Source organism: Providencia sp. UF-183 (assembly GCF_058246155.1).
On record NZ_JBSICD010000023.1, the window covers coordinates 58,270 to 75,470 of the forward strand.

Below are 17,201 nucleotides of genomic sequence, written 5' to 3' on the forward strand. Positions count from 1 at the left end.
ATTTATTAGGCTTTGAATGATTAGTTAATAATCATCTCAGTTTCATCGTCAGAAATTGCAGGTGGACGACGAGTAAAGCCATGGGTTAGCAATGCCAAATAAACGGCGCCTGCTGCTAACCACCATAAACCGACCTTAAAGGCTTCGCTATCAAGGCTTGTCCATAACCATAAGGTGAGAACAACACCAATAGAAGGCATAATAAGGCAAGTAATAATTTTTGTATTATCTAGTGACGCTTTGCGGTCAATATAAAAATGCTTAATGACCGATAGGTTCACAAAGGTGAAGGCGATAAGTGCACCAAAGCTTATCATCGATGCGACCATGCTTAAAGACAGCACCAGTGATAGCAAAGAAGCGACCGCAACAAAGATAATTGAGTAAATCGGTGTATTCAGTCGCGGATGCAAATAAGCAAACAGCGAACGAGGTAACACACCTTCACGGCCCATGGCATAGAAAATCCGCACGATACTGGCTTGTGATGTCATGGCTGAAGCAAACACACCAATAACATAAGCGGTAATAAAGCTGGATGCCATCATCGCACCGCCAACTTGTTTCATAACCGCAAGGCTAGCTATATCCGTGTTCGGAATAAAATCTTGCCACATTGGGTACACTAAATGTGCACCATAAGAAATAACGACAAATAAGGTACCCGCGATAAATACGGTGTATAAAATCGCTTTTGGTAATGCATTACGCGCATCTTTGGTCTCTTCAGCCATGGTCGAAATGGCGTCAAACCCTAAGAATGCTAAGCATAATACTGCCGCGCCCGCAAACAGCCCAGGGACTTGATCTGCCATAACGGTAATCGGCGCTAATAAAGCATCGGTATCCAACACAAACGATGTTTTAAAGCTTAAGTATAAAAATACGCCAATAAAGACGATTTGCATCAGAATGATTAGCATATTCATTGAGGAAACTAATTTAATTCCCAAAATATTCATGATGCTAACAATCGTGATAGTGCTGCAAATAATCACATACATTGGTATATCAGGAAAAGCTTCATGGACGAAGATCCCAATAGCAATGTAGTTAATAATCGGTAGGAATAGGTAGTCGAGCAATTGTGCCCAACCCACTAAAAAGCCCAGTGTGCCGCCAAAGGTTTTTTGCACGTAAGAGTAAGCCGACCCTGAAAGAGGGAGCGCGCTAGTCATGCGGCAATAGCTCATGGCAGTGAAAAAGACGGCAGCTAATGTAATTAAATAAGCGACAGGCAGATGCCCTTCACTTAATACAGTGACTTGCCCATAGGTGGTGAAAATTCCGAGTGGCACCATATAGGCCAGCCCGAAAAAAACTAACGCAGGAGTGGTCAGTACGCGTTTCATTTGAACGGTATTCTGTTGCATTTTGAAGCCCTTCCCAAAAGCCCTTAACAACGTCAACTCTGTCTGAATGCACAGGCCGAGTGAACCTAAAATGCAGCCGTACTCGTCATATTTCGAATCACAACGTTGTTGGCTTTGCGCGTTCGCACTAGTCACATACTTTTGTATGCTCCTAGCGACTCTCTTGCTTGCCGCCTAGTTGTGTTTTCGAATTATTTAGAGTCTTACCGCTACATGATTGTATTAAATTAAATTTTAGAACCGACTGTATTCAATTTCAGAAAACCTCGCACCAGGACATCTTAAATTGAATGTCATCGTGCGCACTTTAATGAAACGTCAGTGATGAATCGGACCATCACCATCCGCTGGGGTGAATACAAACGGCGTACAATATAATTACCAAGTTCCTATTAAGCAATCATTAATTGAAAAAAATAAACAACTACTTTTATTTCAATAAGTTGTTTAGTGGATGAGATATTAATTGAAGTGAATTTAAGATAAGTTAAATGATAGTCATTTTTAGAAGAAAATCAAGCTTAATTGGCTCTCTCTAACCTATTGGTTTTGCTTTATTATTTTAAATAATGGAATACAAACAAAAATGCTTAATGATAATTAATCTATTTAATTTAAAGTTATTTAAAATAAAACTTACAGGGTATTGAAAATTGAATGAGTGAGTTTTTTCATTAATGAAACTAATTGTTTTGGTTCCATATAATGAAACACCAACGCTGCTTGAAATATAAAACAGGCGCTGGTGCTTGAATTTAGGGCTAATTAACGGCTATTTGAGACACAAGAATATAATAAGCGTTATTTCTTTCTCAGTTTTTGTTGAGTGTATAATGCATCTAATGTAAATAAAATTAATGCAACCCAGATAAACCCAAAGGTGATTAGCAGTTCAGAAGTTATGACTTCACCATACATAAAGACTGCCAATAAGAACATAATACTTGGCCCCATGTATTGGAAGAAACCGAGTGTGGATAGTCTTAAATGGTTAGCCGCTTCTGTAAATAGCAGTAATGGCACAGTCGTAATGACCCCAGCAGCAATCAACAGGGCGTTGAGATGCCAATCATTCATTGCCATGTTGCTAGTTGGACTATCTGCAAAGAATAACAAGAAAATAATACCGACCGGGAGCAACCAAAGTGTTTCAAAGGTCATTCCAATTTGGGCATCTACGCCCAGTTTTTTACGTAATAACCCGTACGTTGCGAAAGTCACTGCAAGGCTTAAGCCAATCACAGGGACAGAACCGAATTGCCACAGCTGGATTAAGACGCCAGTTAAAGCAAGACCCACGGCTATCCATTGCATGCGGCGAAAACGTTCTTGTAGAAAGAGCATCCCAAATAAGACGTTAACGAGCGGGTTGATAAAATAGCCGAGGCTGGCTTGTAGCATATGGCCATTATTAACCGACCAAATATAAATTAACCAGTTACAAGCAATAGTACTTGCGGTTACGCCAAGGATTAATATCTTCTTGGGCTGTTTGAGTACTTGGCGTAAATAACTCCAGTGACGTGTCACCGTTAATAACAAAAGCATAAAGAAAAATGACCAAATAATACGATGAGTCAGGATTTCTTCTGCAGGCACTTCTTGGATGCTTTTAAAATAAATAGGTGCGACACCCCAAATAAAATAGGCGCCTAAGGCACATAATACGCCCTTGGTAGTATTTTGCTGGCTCATTGTTGGCTCTGAAATTGAATTAAAGACAAAAAAGAAACTTATACAGAGATAACGAGCCGTAGATTATGCAGATCATGCGGCTCGATTTTTGATGCTTCTAATGTGACATTGCTCATGTTTTTTTACAAGCTATTAGTTTACTAGGTAACTAATTATTTACAAGAATGGTTTATCCTACAAGATAAGTCGCTGTTGCTGTTGCAATATGTTGATTATTTTCATTATGTAGTTCACAACGTGTGACGGCAATCTTATTACCATCTCGCAGTAAGCTTGCACTCGCTGTAAATAGCTCTCCACGACCTGGCCGTAAATAATCGACACGTAAATCAATGGTGCCCATTCGTGACATTTTATCGACAATTTCAGAATGAGTGAGCGGGTTAATTCGCTGTAAAATTCGATTAATACACACCATACCCCCAGCAACATCCAAAATAGAAGCAATCACGCCACCATGTAGGATATTTTGCGTAAAATTGCCGATTAATTCTTGGCGATTTTCAATGGTGAGTTGAACAAAATCGTCATTAATATGTGCCAGTTTAATGCCGAGTAGCTGATTAAACGGCATTTTATAGATAAATGCGTGGCTCATTAACTCACTGGCTTCTTCTAAAGTATAAGTGCGGTCATTCATCGGTTTCATCCCTTAAATAATATGTAAATAGAAAGTTAACATTATGTATTAAATATGTCTCTAACAAACGTATGAATAATCTTTCAACAGTGGTCGCGTTTTGTGTGTAAAATAGGACAAACTTTATTTTTATGATGATGAAAATAGGAATGGCTAATGCGCGCTTTACCGATGTTGATAAGTGCAGTGCTCTGCTTTTGGTCTGCTTCACTGTTTGCCACTGAAAATACGGATGTTCAAACCGAACAGAATATAAAAGATAACACGCCAATTCGTGGCAGTATTATTTCTGGCTTATTGCAAAATTACGATAATCCGTTTGTTTTGTATCCATACGAATCTAATTACATTATTTATACCTATACCTCCTCAATGAATAAAAACGCGATTTCCAGTTATAACTGGGGTGACGATGCGTTAAAGGATGAAGTTAAATTTCAATTAAGCTTGGCATTTCCACTTTGGGCGGGTATCGCAGGAGATGATTCTATTTTAGCGGTTTCGTATACCCAGCGCTCTTGGTGGCAGCTTAGCAATAAAAAAGAATCCTCTCCTTTTCGGGAAACCAATTACGAACCTCAAGTGTTTGTTGGCTGGCTAACGGATTATCAATTTGCAGGTTGGACTTTACGTGAGTTTGAAACAGGGTTTAACCATGAATCCAATGGCCGCTCTGACCCTACATCCCGCAGTTGGAACCGTATTTATGCACGGGCCATGGCGCAAAATGGCAATTGGCAGGTTGACCTCAAACCGTGGTATCGCATTCATGAAAGCGAAGGCAGTGATGATAACTCGGATATCACAAAATACATGGGGTATTATCGCGTAAAAGTTGGTTATGCACTGGGGGACAGTGTCTTTACAACCACGGGTCGCTATAATTGGAATACGGGTTATGGTGGTGCAGAGTTAGGTTGGAGTTATCCAATTAGCCAACATGTGCGATTTTATACCCAGTTGTTTAGCGGTTATGGCGAGTCAATGATAGACTACAATTATCGCCAAACACGTTTTGGTATTGGTGTTATGCTAAACGATATGATGTAGTTTAGACCCCATCGCCCCGATATTATCTGACAAGGCTAAATCGCCGTGTCATAAATCAACAACTTCGCTGCTCAAATGGGCAGCGACTTGTTTTAGAGATTGAGGAAGTTTGTGTCCACTGCTTGTGTCATTAACCAACTTTCACTGGCTGAAAACGTACTGAATAGCACGTTTGGTTATCAGTCATTCCGTCCCGGCCAAGATGCGGTTATCGGGGCTATTTTAGATAACCGAGACTGTTTAGTATTAATGCCAACAGGCGGCGGAAAATCCTTGTGCTACCAAGTGCCTGCATTGGTGAAGCAAGGTGTGACGTTGGTGGTTTCTCCGCTCATTTCTTTGATGAAAGACCAAGTTGACCAATTGCGTTTGCATGGCGTGAACGCGGCGTGTTTAAACTCATCACAAACGCCGTTAGAGCAGCGCCAAATTATGGAGTTATGTAGCAATGGTGAGATTAAATTGCTGTATGTTGCTCCTGAGCGGCTATTAACGGAGTATTTTCTCAATCAGCTCTCCAGCTGGGACATCACGTTATTAGCGGTGGATGAAGCCCACTGTATTTCCCAATGGGGGCATGATTTTCGGCCTGAATATCGCGCATTAGGGCAGTTGCGCCAAGCGTTGCCTAACGTGCCTGTTATGGCGCTAACAGCGACAGCCGATGAAACAACTCGAACCGATATTATTCGTTTATTGGAACTCCACGAACCGCTCGTTCATATCAGTAGCTTTGATAGACCTAATATCCGTTACACACTCGTCGAAAAATATAAGCCATTGGACCAACTTTGGTTTTTTATTAAAGGCCAAAAAGGCAAAGCAGGCATTGTGTATTGCAATAGTCGCAGCAAAGTAGAAGAGACCGCTGAACGCTTACAAAAGCGGGGTTTGAGTGTCGCGGCATACCATGCAGGGCTCGATAGCCAACAGCGTGAGTGGGTGCAAGATGCTTTCTTGAAAGATAACTTGCAAATTGTGGTCGCGACTGTGGCGTTTGGTATGGGGATCAACAAATCAAACGTTCGTTTCGTGGCGCACTTTGATATCCCTCGTAATATCGAAGCCTATTACCAAGAAACAGGGCGAGCAGGGCGTGATGGTGTTGAAGCTGAAGCGGTTTTATTTTATGACCCGGCGGATATGGCGTGGTTGCGTCGTTGCCTTGAAGAAAAACCCGCAGGCATGCAGCAGGATATTGAGCGGCATAAACTTAATGCCATTGCTGCCTTTGCGGAAGCACAAACTTGTCGTCGCTTGGTGTTGCTCAATTATTTTGGCGAAAATCGCCAGCAGCCTTGCGGGAATTGCGACATCTGTTTAGATCCTCCGAAACAATACGATGGGTTAATTGATGCTCAAAAAGCGCTTTCTTGTATTTATCGTGTTGGTCAGCGCTTTGGTATCGGCTATATTGTTGAAGTACTGCGCGGGGCGAATAACCAACGCATTCGTGATTTAGGCCATGATAAATTACCGGTTTACGGCATTGGTAAAGATCAAAGTAATGAACATTGGATAAGTGTGATCCGTCAATTGATCCACTTAGGGATGATCACCCAAAATATTACTCATTTTTCCGCGCTACAACTAACTGAAGCGGCAAGGCCTATTTTACGCGGGGAATCTGCGTTACAGCTTGCTGTGCCGCGTGTTTTAGTTACAAAAAGCCGTAATCAACAAAACAAAGTTTACCATGGCAATTATGATAAGAAGCTGTTTGCCAAACTGCGGAAATTACGTAAATCGATAGCGGATGAGGACAATATCCCACCATTTGTGGTGTTTAATGACGCCACATTAATTGAAATGGCAGAGCATGTCCCGACAACATCCGCCGAATTACTGTTAATCAATGGCGTTGGTGAGCGCAAACTTGAGCGTTTTGGCGAGTCATTTATGACTCTCATCCGAGACCACCTTGAAGGTTATGAATGAATAAATAAGGAACAGTAGGATGATGCCTGAAAGCCTAAAAAAGCGCTGGTTAACTCGGGAAACACAGTTTTCAGCTTTTGCCAATGGCCCACTTTTAGACTTTTGGCAGCGCCGTGAAGAGCTGAGTTTTCAGGGCGTTGATGATATCACTATTCACTATGTTCGTTTTATTCATCCAAAGCATCATAAAGCCATAGTCATTTCGCCGGGTCGCAGTGAAAGTTACGTGAAATACCCTGAAGTGGCGTATGATTTTTATCATTTAGGCTATGATGTTTTTATTCTTGATCATCGCGGGCAAGGGCGATCGGGGCGCATGTTAGCGGATCCCCAAAAAGGCCATGTCGAAAAATTCACTGACTATATTGATGATTTTGAACAGTTTATTGAATTAGAAGTTAAGTATCGTCACTATCCTAAATGTTATGCACTAGCCCACTCAATGGGGAGTGCGATTTTAGCGGGTTATCTACTGCGTGATAATGTGACCTTTGATGCAGCAACATTGTGTGCACCAATGATTGGCATTAATTTGCCGATGCCACGTTGGATGGCGAGCTTTATCGTCGATAGAGCAGAATCACGTGAAAGCGTGCGTAATGATTATGCAGCATCAACGGGCAAGTGGCAGCCTTTACCGTATTTAATCAACGTATTAACCCATAGTTCAGAGCGTTATCGGCGCTATCTGCGTTACTATGCGGATTACCCAGAATTGCGACTCGGTGGCCCAACCTACCACTGGTTACGCGAAAGTTTTGCGATTGGTGATGAGCTGATTGCGAAAGCGGGAGAAATTGATGTACCACTGATGGTGTTAGAAGCAAGTGAAGAAAAAGTGGTCAGCAATAAAGAGCTACAAGCTTTTTGTCAAAGTCGGCAAAAAGCGCAAATAGGACGAGAAGAAAAATTACCCCTCATCATCGAAGGGGCTCACCACGAAATCCTATTTGAAGTGGATGCGTTAAGAGCAATGGCGCTCAATGCTATCTGTGATTTTTTTGACCAGTATTAGTTAGGGTTCGAATATGAAATATCCGTTAGTGGCTTCCGATTTGGATGGGACATTATTATCGCCCAACCATGATTTAACGTCTTATACCAAAGACACTTTAAAACAACTCGTGGCAACACAAGATGTACGTTTCGTGTTTGCAACGGGTCGCCATCATGTGGATGTTGCACAAATCCGTGATGGGTTAGGTATTGATGCCTATATGATTACCTCTAATGGGGCAAGGATCCATAATACCCAAGGGGATTTAATTTTTGAACATAATGTGGATCCTGAAATTGCCCATGAGCTTTGCTTGATGGAGTTTGATAATCCGGAACTTATCACGAATTACTATCATGGTGATGATTGGTTTATTAACCGTGAAAGCCCTGAGCAAAAAGAGTTTTTTAAAGAGTCGGTCTTTAATTATCAACTATTTGATCGCCATGATTTCGTGACATCGGAAGTGTGCAAAGTCTATTTCACCAGTGAGGATCACGACCTGCTGGTGGATTTACAGCAACGCATCCAAAATCGTTGGCAAGACCGGGTGAATGTCACTTTTTCACTACGTAGTTGCTTAGAAGTGATGGCGGGGGCGGTTTCTAAGGGAGAAGCCCTTAAACAAGTGGCTGCGTTACATGGTTTGATGGCCAATGACAGTATTGCGTTTGGTGATGGCATGAATGACAAAGAGATGCTAACTGTAGCAGGAAAAGGCTGCATTATGCAAAATGCCCACCAGTTGCTTAAAGATGCTTTACCGAAAATGGAAGTTATTGGTTCAAATGCGGATGATGCCGTTGCGCGTTATTTAAGGCACCAATACCTGAATAAGTAACAATCGGTTTTATAAGATAAATAAGCCAGATAGACTCAATGTTTGTCTGGCTTTTTTTTATCGCTGGGTTGAAAATGTGGATGACTGACGTGTAATGCAACGAAATGTGCTTTTTATGAAATTTAGGTCAATTTTCCTATTTTTTCTCACTTAAACTGAATTTACACTAGGGGAATGGGTGTTCGAGTCGATATTAATGGATAGCGCTGTGTTCACAGTTAGCAGATTGCACTGTTGAGGGTTTCTTAGGATGAAAAAAGTTGCGTTAGCACTGTTGTTGGGTTCAGTTTGCTTTAGTTCTATCTTAACCGCTAAACCTGTCGTCGCACCGACAGCGGCTTCATCAACGCAACAGCCGACCCTGGAGCAAATCACACAGTTAGCGCAAAAAGGTGACCCAACCGCTCAATTTCAACTGGGTGAACGTTATTTTAAAGGCCAAGGTGTTTCCCAAGACTCTAAAATTGCTGCCGAGTGGTTTATTAAGGCAGGAAACCAAGGTAACTCTGATGCCCAATTTAGGCTAGGTACCATGTTTGTGAATGGTTTTGGTGTTCGCCGAGACTATGACAAAGCGATGCTGTGGTATGAACAAGCGGCAGACAACGGCGATACTCGTGCAGAAACTAATATGGCAATGATGTATGCACAAGGCCTTGGCGTGACTCAGAATTTAGAAAAAGCCGCATTTTGGTTTAGAAAGGCGGCACAAGGCGGAAATGTTATCGCTCAATTCCATATTGGTCAAATGTATTCAATTGGCAGTGGTGTTGATTTAGATGATGAAAAAGCCGTGTTTTGGTTCCGTAAAGCGGCAAAACAGCAAGATGCTAAATCCCAAGACCGCCTCGGAGTGATGTATTCTGAAGGGCGTGGTGTGAAGAAAAACTTATTACAAGCCTATGCGTGGCTATCAACTGCTGTGTATAGTGGTAATGCGGAAAGCCATCGCCTACAAGAGAAAATCGCGGCCCAATTAGACCCAACTGAAATGGAGCAAGCGCAAAAGCTGGCGGAAGGGTATATCAAATCCTACGGGCACAAAGATAGCTAAATTATAGTGCTCTAGCGGGAGAACAGCTGGGCTCCCGCCAGCACGATGATTGACAGTACAAGGTAGCACCAGCTCAGCCGATAAAAACGGTTATACCCCCATCCTCGTCGGATCTCTAATTGCAATGGCTTAGATGAAAGCTTGGCGGCAATGATTCGAAATACCCCTATATACACCAGACAATAGGCTTGCCAGAGATAGAGCGTATTGAAGGCAAATGCTTTCCCAACGATGAGTAAGATAATTAATGGGATCAAAAAGAATAAAATCGACCCAACTCGTTCGAGTTGGGTGACTCGCAATAGAATCTCTTCGTCTTTATCGCTTAAACGCTGTGCCATGATACAGCCTACAGCTCACCCGATTTACGTGAAGGATTTCGCGCAGAAAGATTGTTCGTTGCACTTTGCAGCGAGTTATCGCGCACATCTACTCTCGCTTGGAATGGAGGGAATGGCAGAGTGATACCTTGTTCTGCGAAGGACGCCAAGATGTTTTGGTGAATCTCATGGCGAGCCGGCAAACGGTGACCCATTTCTGCCGCATACACCCGTAATTCAAATATTTGAATACCTTGTTGTAAATCAACCAGATAAACTTCAGGAGCTGGATTATCTAAGATCATCGTGGAGCGTTTTGCGGCTCGTAAAATCGTATTGGTAACAAGCTCACTGTTCGCATCAGAGGGGGCAGGGATCGTCATTACAATACGAGTAACAGTGTCAGAGAGCGACCAGTTAATAAATTGCTCAGTGATAAAGGCCTTATTTGGTACAATAATTTCTTTTCTATCCCAGTCAGTTAAGGTCGTTGCACGCGTGTTGATCTTCGTGATACTGCCCGTTAAGTTACGAATAGTGACGGTATCGCCGATACGTATAGGTTTTTCGAACAGGATCATCAAACCGGAAATAATATTGGCGAAGATCTCTTGTAAACCGAAACCAAGCCCAACCCCCATTGCAGCAACCAGCCATTGCAGTTTCGACCACTCGATACCCAACATTGAGAAACCAACAATGGTACCAATAATCGTAATGGTGTATTTCGTCAGTGTACTGATAGCGTAGCCTGTGCCCGGGGTTAAGTCTAAATGCTGCAATACGGCTAATTCAAGCAGCGCGGGCAGGTTTCGAACCAACTGTGCAGTGACAATAATGGTTAAAATCGCAATAAAAATGGAGCCCATCGTAATTGGCTGTACGGTGTCCACACCATTGATGGTGGATGTCACATCCCAGAGGCGAATGTTTTCAAGGAAAGAAAACGCTGTATGCAATTCAGACCACAGCCAAATCAAGGAAACTAAGGCTATCATAGTTAAAATCGAGCGCACTAAGCCAACGGATTGGGTACTGATGGTGTCGAGGTCGATAACTTGTTCCTCGATATCAATATTCCCTTCGCTACTGCCGCTTGATTGCGCGTTATCGTCTTCACCTTTTGCCCGTTGTGCAAGAATTTCAGCACGGCGCTGTTTTGCCCGTTCAAAGGCTAATTTACGGCGCTGCATTGACATCCAACGGCGAATGGTGTGATAGACAATTAAAATCACAAACCAAATCGCTACAGAGGTTTCTAAGCGGGCAAGTAATGCTTGTGATGTTGAGAAATAGCCGAGGATTGAGAAGAATGCCGCCACAATTGGGGCAAGCAGGATCATCCACCACAGGCCTTTATTAACAACATTATCCCCCGAACTGTGTCTATCCAAATAAAGTGGAATTTGAGAGCGGCGTAAGTTATTGGTAATTAAGCTTAGAGCCACACAGAGGAGAATAAAGCAGAAACGACCCACGCTAGCCGCGAATTCACGGTCGCTATAGTGTTCGAAAGTAATAATTGACATGACCAATGGGACGATAACAAATATCGCCATGCGGTAATAACGCATCGCTCGTTTTACGGCGTCTTTATCCCAGCCAAAATGGGCAATAAATAAACCTGTTGGGCGAGAGAACGTCTCACTGATCATAAACAGCCACAGTAACGGCGTCGTCGCACTAACCCCGTACCCAATCGCGGCTGCCATTGGATATTGCCATGCACTTTGCAGCCCATAACCAATCGCAGACCACATCATCGGTAATGGTAAGGCAACGATAATTGACCAGAAAATGGTTCGAACAGTAAGATAAAAACGGTCTTGGGTGACTTTACCAATCCGCAAGCTGGAGCGATCTAAGAATGCTTGATAATGCTTGCGTGTGCTCACGCTGAAGATAACCAATATGATGGAGCCCAACAGATACAAAAAGGTATCTTGCGTGGTCAGCATCACATTCAGCGCACCCGCCACTTGGGAGAGGGTGTCCAAAGAGAGTAATTGCGTAATATCCGTGACTAATAAAACAGGGTAATTGATACTGATAGGGGGCACATCTGCCACCCAAAATAGATAACGGTTTGATGCATCTTTAACTTCTTTGAGTGCATCTGTTAATTGCCCCGTCGCCACGTTGAGTTTCGTGAGCTCCAACATCTCAGCATCAAGGCCTGAAATCAACGACGTTAACAGTTCTCGGCGCGTTTTGATCAGCGATTGATAGACTTGAACTTGCGCGGGGTTAAGCGCGTGCTCTGCTTCTTGCTCGGTGGTATCAATTTTACCTAATCTATCAAGAGCATCTTCATAATTTAAACGCTGAACACGTAAATCTGCCATTTCGCGGTCAAGCTGCTGGCTTTTGGGAATATCTGGTAAGCGCGATAATTGCGTTCTTAAGGCTTCCCCAAGCGTGCTTGAGCTGCTAATCCACTGAGCTTGTTCGCGGATCGTGGTCAGTGCTTGGCGAGCATCGCGAATGCTGGTGGACATTTCGGTTTGACTAGTATTAATCGCACTCATGCGCTGAGCTTGCTGAGTCAGCTCTTGAGACATTTTGCGGTTAATATCTAATTCTTCGGTTAAGAAGGGGGTTAGCTCCCCTTGTGCCGCCAACATTTCCGTGTGCTCAAGTGCCAAAATCGCTTTTTGTTGGCGCTGAGTGTTTTGGAAATCACGCAGGTTTTGCAGTTCAAGCTCCATGCGTTGATAGCGCTTTTTATACAACTCTAAGGTTAGGCGTGATATTTCTTGGCGGTTATTGGCAGAAAGCTGCGCCATTTCCAGTTCATTTACCGTAGACTTGCGAGCACTTACTTCGGCTTGAGCCAAGGTATATTGGGCATCAGATAATGGTGTTGAAGGCGCACTGAGGGATTGAAAACGGGACGTTGCTTCGGTGAGTAAGCGCCTTGCTTCAGATAACTGTTGAGGCAATATACTCAATGACTCACTGATTTCACGGCCTTTATCTTGCTCTTGCTGCGTTAAGCGGCTTTGGTCCAATAGCTGGCTGCTCAACTGGATTATACGCTGCTCAAGTTCACCTAAATTAATCCCAACAGGAATAGGGTTTGGATCATCACTTTCATTGAGTAATTTTTGGCGTATTTCTTTGATAATTTTAGGAAAATTGTCAATGGCTTCTTGGTAAGACTTTGCCTTGGCATCGGAATCGCGGGTTTCGCTCATCCAATTCAGCGCCCCTTGTAATGCCTGAGCAATTTCGGCGTCTTTCGGGTTAGTGCTCGATTCGAGCTGTTTGAGCTCCTGCTTAATCTGTGCTTCATCCTGCGATGCTGTGGGCGCCGCAACAGAAGAAAAAGCGATTAACAAGCTAAGTACAAAACTGATAATCAAACGCACAGTGAGGAGCTCCTTCAAAGACATAACCGTAAATTAAACGCCGACAGATTCGTTGTGAGTCTCAACGGAAACCGTCTCGGCAAGCAGTTCCCCCATACGTGTTGCATAACCTGGGATCAGTGATGAGTTAAAGGTGACTTTATTTGGTTCAAACAAGTTAATCACCGTGGAGCCTAATTTAAACAGCCCCATTTCTTCACCTTTTTTCAGGAATACTGCGCCTTCAGAATCTAATTCAGGGTAAACCCAACGCTTGATAACGCCTTCACGGCTGGTATTTACACAGCCACTCCATACCGTTTCAATGCTACCCACAATGGTGGCACCGACTAAAATTTGCACCATAAGACCTACAGGAGTCTCAAAGACACAAATTAAGCGCTCATTGCGTGCAAACAGGTTTGGAACGTTTTGTGCCGTTAATGGATTTACAGAAAATAAATCACCCGGAACATAAATCATCTCTTTCAGCAAGCCATCACATGGCATGTGAACACGGTGATAGTCACTTGGCGACAGGTAAGTGGTAATAAACTCACCACCACGAAAACGTTCTGCTAATTGATATTGACCCGCAAGTAAGGCTTCAACGGTATAGTTATGGCCTTTAGCTTGGAAAATTTGGTCTTCATTGATAGGGCCTAATTGGCTCACAGCACCATCTGCTGGCTGTGCCAATTGGTTGTCTTTTTCAACAATCGGGCGAGCGTCTTCTTTAAGCAGACGAATAAAGAAGTCATTAAAGGTTGCATACGCAGTGAGTTCGCTTTTTTGCGCTTCATTCATATTCACTTTATAGGCTTTAGCAAACAGCTTAATTGCCCATTGCGTCATAAACCCAGCGTTCCGACTTGCAAACCAGCCCGCAAATTCAGTAAGACATTGTTTTGGAAGCATATATTGCAAGCGGATTTTAAATTTATCTAGCACGTTAACCTCTGATTTTTAAAGGTATGTTAGCGAAAAGGCCGCTATTGTACACAGTTTATTCGTTGTATTTCAAACTGTCGCATTATGGGGTTATCATCCAGCGACAGCTTGAACTATTTAGTGCAAATTAGCGTCAATTAGAGCAAAGAATTGAGTAATAAAATTGTAAGTACTTACTAACTTTATTTCTCTTTTCCGGTGAAATTGCCGCGCGGCTTCACTTGTTCCATGCTTTCAAGGATGCGATGGTAATTTTCAAAGCGCGATGCTGCAATTTTGTCTGTTTCTACGGCTTCACGTAACAGACAACCTGGATCATCTAAATGTTTACAGTCACGGAATTTACAACCGCCAAGGTAAGCTTTAAATTCGACAAATCCTTTCGTCACTTGTTCCGTGGTTAAATGCCACAAACCAAATTCACGAACACCAGGGGAGTCAATCACATCGCCACCGAGTGGGAAGTGGTATAAGCGGGCTGTGGTCGTGGTATGTTGCCCCAGACCTGAGTTATCGGAAACGTCGTTAACTAAAATGGCTTCTTCGTTATGCGGGAGCAATGCATTGAGCAAACTGGATTTACCGACACCAGACTGCCCAACAAACACTGAAACTTTACCTGCTAGCGCGTTAGTAAGTGCTTCCATTCCCTCATTAGTATGGCTGGAAACTTCTAACACTTGGTAGCCAATTTCACTGTAAATGGTCATTAAATCGCTCACCCACTCACGGTTTTCGTCATCGAGTAGGTCAACTTTGTTAAGGACGATAATGGGTTGAATACCGATTGTTTCGCAGGCGACAAGATAACGGTCGATAATATTAAGCGAAAGTTCTGGCAAAATCGCGGAAACGACGACAATTTGGTCGATATTTGCAGCGATTGGTTTTAAACCATCGTAGTAATCAGGGCGTGTAAGTACCGAGTGGCGTTCATGAACAGCTTCGACAATGCCATTAACCTTGATATCTGCTTGTGTATTCAAGGCAGGGCGCCACACCACTTTATCCCCTGTAACAAGGGATGAAATGGTTCTGCGCAAATTACAGCGTTGAATAGAGCCGTCGTTCGCTTCAATATCAGCATGTTGCCCAAAGCGGCTAATCACTAAGCCCTCTTGTGCTTCACCTAATTGGCTATCATCAATTTCGACTGTTTTTTGCTTTTTTAGTCTTTTTTGATGATTTTCTTGAACTCGGCGCTGTTGGCCTTTCGAAAGTTTCTGTTTAGCCACCAGTCCTCTCTTCGCTATTGGCTGTCGTTGGAATATCACTCACGCATTAAGGCATGAAGAGTGATATCATACCTTAACTTCACAGAATGCAGTTAGGGTATATCATGCAAAAGAATGAGAATAATTTAATTTGGATCGATTTAGAAATGACCGGCCTCGATCCCGTTCGTGATCGCATTATTGAAATTGCGACCATTGTAACAGATAGCCATCTTAATATTTTAGCAGAAGGTCCTGTGATTGCAGTACATCAGACGGATGAGCAACTGGCTCTGATGGATGAATGGAATGTGAATACACATACAGGCAGCGGTTTAGTGGAGCGTGTGCGTAAAAGCGCCGTAAGCGAACGTGAAGCAGAACTAGCCACGATTGAATTCCTCGAAAAGTGGGTACCTAAAGGTGCATCGCCAATTTGTGGTAATAGTGTTGGGCAAGATAGACGCTTCTTATTTAACTATATGCCTGAATTAGAAAGCTATTTTCATTATCGTTATTTAGATGTGAGCACATTAAAAGAACTTGCTCGCCGTTGGAAGCCTGAAATTTTAACGGGTTTTTCGAAGAAAAATACCCATCAAGCGCTTGATGATATTCGCGAATCAGTCGCTGAACTGGCTTATTATCGAGAAACATTTATCAAAGAATAGATGTTGAATTAGCGAAGATGCCGCCCTTGAGGCGGTTTTTTTGTGTTTAATATAAAAAGTATTGAAAATTTGCCTTTACTGCTCAATATTGCAACAATAAAAAGACTGCTATATACTTATGCTATATTGCATTGGTTGAGGAGGCTCATATGATCCAGCATGGTAAAGTTTTTATGAGTAATCGTACCCAAAATGTTCGCTTACCCGCTGAATTACGTTTTCCTGATGATGTGAAGGAAGTCATTGTCAGAGCGAAAGGCAAAGAACGAATAATTACACCTGTTCAAAATTCATGGGATAGCTTCTTTTTGTCTGAACCTGCAATAACCGATGATTTCTTATCATCACGAGCAGAGCAGGTTCCAACACAAAGAGAATCGTTTGATGATTAAATATTTACTTGATACAAATATTGTTATTTTTACGATAAAGCGCCGTCCAGAATCCTTATTACCTAAGTTTAATCAGTATGCAAGCCAGCTAGCGATATCAAGTATAACGTTAGCTGAACTTGTTTTTGGAGCGGAGAAAAGTATGAATCCCGCTAAAAACCTTGCGGTAGTGAGTGATTTTATTTCTCGGTTAATGGTTTTACCTTACGATGATTTAGCCGCTTTTCATTATGGAGATATAAGAGCATCTCTTGAAAGACAAGGCCGACGAATTGGCGAAAATGACTTACATATTGCTGCTCATGCAAGAAGTAAAGGTTTGATTGTGGTGACAAATAATACCAGAGAGTTTGAGGGAGTTGATGGCTTAAGGTTGGAAGATTGGGTTAAGTAAGCGGTTAATTATTATTGTATACCCATCTAAATTTAAAAAGTTATCAATGTTAATGTATTGAAATCAAATTTTTACAACGTTTGTTGATAAAATCACCATTGTGACTACTTTGTCGGCAAACGAACAAAAAAATAAAAATTTTGAGCGCAAAGGCTTGCTAGTCTCTGAATTTTTCGTATAATGCGCTCCCCGTACCGATGAAGTTTTTGTAATAGCGTCGGCACGGAAAACATCCAGAAATGGTATGCGGGAATAGCTCAGTTGGTAGAGCACGACCTTGCCAAGGTCGGGGTCGCGAGTTCGAGTCTCGTTTCCCGCTCC

At 42.6% G+C, this 17,201-nt stretch carries 15 protein-coding genes and 1 tRNA gene; 9 read left to right on the plus strand and 7 right to left on the minus strand.

Annotated features, from left to right (window positions below; all coding sequences use genetic code 11):
* Positions 1-20 precede the first annotated feature (20 nt).
* The 3 genes from AC4IFT_RS18495 to AC4IFT_RS18505 all read right to left on the minus strand — a co-directional run bounded on the left by AC4IFT_RS18495 (position 21) and on the right by AC4IFT_RS18505 (position 3,708).
* Positions 21-1,373, minus strand: a complete 1,353-nt coding sequence (locus AC4IFT_RS18495; RefSeq protein WP_206083126.1) for an APC family permease — start codon at positions 1,371-1,373, stop codon at positions 21-23.
* Positions 1,374-2,174: 801 nt separating this feature from the next.
* Complete coding sequence (rarD, locus tag AC4IFT_RS18500) at positions 2,175-3,068, minus strand: EamA family transporter RarD (RefSeq protein ID WP_490737407.1); 894 nt, start codon at positions 3,066-3,068, stop codon at positions 2,175-2,177.
* A 169-nt stretch (positions 3,069-3,237) separates the two neighbouring features.
* Positions 3,238-3,708, minus strand: a complete 471-nt coding sequence (locus AC4IFT_RS18505; RefSeq protein ID WP_353244553.1) for a thioesterase family protein — start codon at positions 3,706-3,708, stop codon at positions 3,238-3,240.
* 156 nt (positions 3,709-3,864) lie between these two features.
* Between AC4IFT_RS18505 and pldA the strand changes: the two genes are divergently transcribed.
* The 5 genes from pldA (at position 3,865) to AC4IFT_RS18530 (ending at position 9,588) form a co-directional block, all read left to right on the plus strand.
* The gene (gene pldA, locus AC4IFT_RS18510; RefSeq protein WP_490737411.1) at positions 3,865-4,758 is read left to right on the plus strand and encodes a phospholipase A; all 894 of its coding nucleotides are present in this window, start codon (positions 3,865-3,867) and stop codon (positions 4,756-4,758) included.
* A 111-nt stretch (positions 4,759-4,869) separates the two neighbouring features.
* On the plus strand, positions 4,870-6,696 hold the full coding sequence (gene recQ / locus AC4IFT_RS18515; RefSeq protein WP_490737413.1) for an ATP-dependent DNA helicase RecQ: 1,827 nt from the start codon (positions 4,870-4,872) through the stop codon (positions 6,694-6,696).
* A gap of 19 nt (positions 6,697-6,715) precedes the next feature.
* The gene (gene pldB, locus AC4IFT_RS18520) at positions 6,716-7,711 is read left to right on the plus strand and encodes a lysophospholipase L2 (RefSeq protein WP_490737415.1); all 996 of its coding nucleotides are present in this window, start codon (positions 6,716-6,718) and stop codon (positions 7,709-7,711) included.
* 13 nt (positions 7,712-7,724) lie between these two features.
* Entirely contained in the window at positions 7,725-8,534 is an 810-nt protein-coding gene (gene yigL, locus AC4IFT_RS18525) for a sugar/pyridoxal phosphate phosphatase YigL (protein ID WP_490752224.1), read from the plus strand.
* Between the two features lie 250 nt (positions 8,535-8,784).
* The gene (locus AC4IFT_RS18530) at positions 8,785-9,588 is read left to right on the plus strand and encodes a tetratricopeptide repeat protein (RefSeq protein WP_490737419.1); all 804 of its coding nucleotides are present in this window, start codon (positions 8,785-8,787) and stop codon (positions 9,586-9,588) included.
* Between the two features lie 11 nt (positions 9,589-9,599).
* On the opposite strand, the gene AC4IFT_RS18535 is transcribed toward AC4IFT_RS18530, so the two are convergent.
* The 4 genes from AC4IFT_RS18535 to rsgA form a co-directional block, all read right to left on the minus strand.
* On the minus strand, positions 9,600-9,929 hold the full coding sequence (locus AC4IFT_RS18535) for a hypothetical protein (RefSeq protein WP_490752225.1): 330 nt from the start codon (positions 9,927-9,929) through the stop codon (positions 9,600-9,602).
* Positions 9,930-9,937: 8 nt separating this feature from the next.
* Complete coding sequence (gene mscM / locus AC4IFT_RS18540; RefSeq protein ID WP_490737423.1) at positions 9,938-13,279, minus strand: miniconductance mechanosensitive channel MscM; 3,342 nt, start codon at positions 13,277-13,279, stop codon at positions 9,938-9,940.
* Positions 13,280-13,312: 33 nt separating this feature from the next.
* A complete protein-coding gene (gene asd / locus AC4IFT_RS18545; RefSeq protein WP_490752227.1) occupies positions 13,313-14,209 on the minus strand; it encodes an archaetidylserine decarboxylase in 897 nt (298 codons plus the stop codon).
* A 182-nt stretch (positions 14,210-14,391) separates the two neighbouring features.
* Entirely contained in the window at positions 14,392-15,444 is a 1,053-nt protein-coding gene (gene rsgA, locus AC4IFT_RS18550) for a small ribosomal subunit biogenesis GTPase RsgA (protein WP_490737426.1), read from the minus strand.
* A 104-nt stretch (positions 15,445-15,548) separates the two neighbouring features.
* Here rsgA and orn point away from each other — a divergent pair, with 104 nt between their 5' ends.
* From orn to AC4IFT_RS18570, 4 genes are all read left to right on the plus strand, one after another.
* A complete protein-coding gene (gene orn / locus AC4IFT_RS18555) occupies positions 15,549-16,094 on the plus strand; it encodes an oligoribonuclease (protein WP_353244543.1) in 546 nt (181 codons plus the stop codon).
* 149 nt (positions 16,095-16,243) lie between these two features.
* Positions 16,244-16,486 (plus strand): type II toxin-antitoxin system VapB family antitoxin, encoded by a 243-nt coding sequence (gene vapB / locus AC4IFT_RS18560; protein WP_490752229.1) that lies wholly within the window; start codon positions 16,244-16,246, stop codon positions 16,484-16,486.
* A complete protein-coding gene (vapC, locus tag AC4IFT_RS18565) occupies positions 16,479-16,880 on the plus strand; it encodes a type II toxin-antitoxin system tRNA(fMet)-specific endonuclease VapC (protein ID WP_490737429.1) in 402 nt (133 codons plus the stop codon). Before vapB ends, vapC begins: the two co-directional genes overlap by 8 nt.
* A 246-nt stretch (positions 16,881-17,126) precedes the next feature.
* Positions 17,127-17,199 (plus strand) — tRNA-Gly (locus AC4IFT_RS18570).
* Positions 17,200-17,201 lie beyond the last annotated feature (2 nt).

Bases quoted from the DNA above. Each gene is read 5' to 3' on its own strand.
- AC4IFT_RS18495 (WP_206083126.1), bottom strand. From the start codon at position 1,373: ATGCAACAGAATACCGTTCAAATGAAACGCGTACTGACCACTCCTGCG.
- rarD (WP_490737407.1), bottom strand. From the start codon at position 3,068: ATGAGCCAGCAAAATACTACCAAGGGCGTATTATGTGCCTTAGGCGCC.
- AC4IFT_RS18505 (WP_353244553.1), bottom strand. From the start codon at position 3,708: ATGAATGACCGCACTTATACTTTAGAAGAAGCCAGTGAGTTAATGAGC.
- pldA (WP_490737411.1), top strand. From the start codon at position 3,865: ATGCGCGCTTTACCGATGTTGATAAGTGCAGTGCTCTGCTTTTGGTCT.
- pldB (WP_490737415.1), top strand. From the start codon at position 6,716: ATGATGCCTGAAAGCCTAAAAAAGCGCTGGTTAACTCGGGAAACACAG.
- yigL (WP_490752224.1), top strand. From the start codon at position 7,725: ATGAAATATCCGTTAGTGGCTTCCGATTTGGATGGGACATTATTATCG.
- AC4IFT_RS18530 (WP_490737419.1), top strand. From the start codon at position 8,785: ATGAAAAAAGTTGCGTTAGCACTGTTGTTGGGTTCAGTTTGCTTTAGT.
- AC4IFT_RS18535 (WP_490752225.1), bottom strand. From the start codon at position 9,929: ATGGCACAGCGTTTAAGCGATAAAGACGAAGAGATTCTATTGCGAGTC.
- orn (WP_353244543.1), top strand. From the start codon at position 15,549: ATGCAAAAGAATGAGAATAATTTAATTTGGATCGATTTAGAAATGACC.
- vapB (WP_490752229.1), top strand. From the start codon at position 16,244: ATGATCCAGCATGGTAAAGTTTTTATGAGTAATCGTACCCAAAATGTT.
- vapC (WP_490737429.1), top strand. From the start codon at position 16,479: ATGATTAAATATTTACTTGATACAAATATTGTTATTTTTACGATAAAG.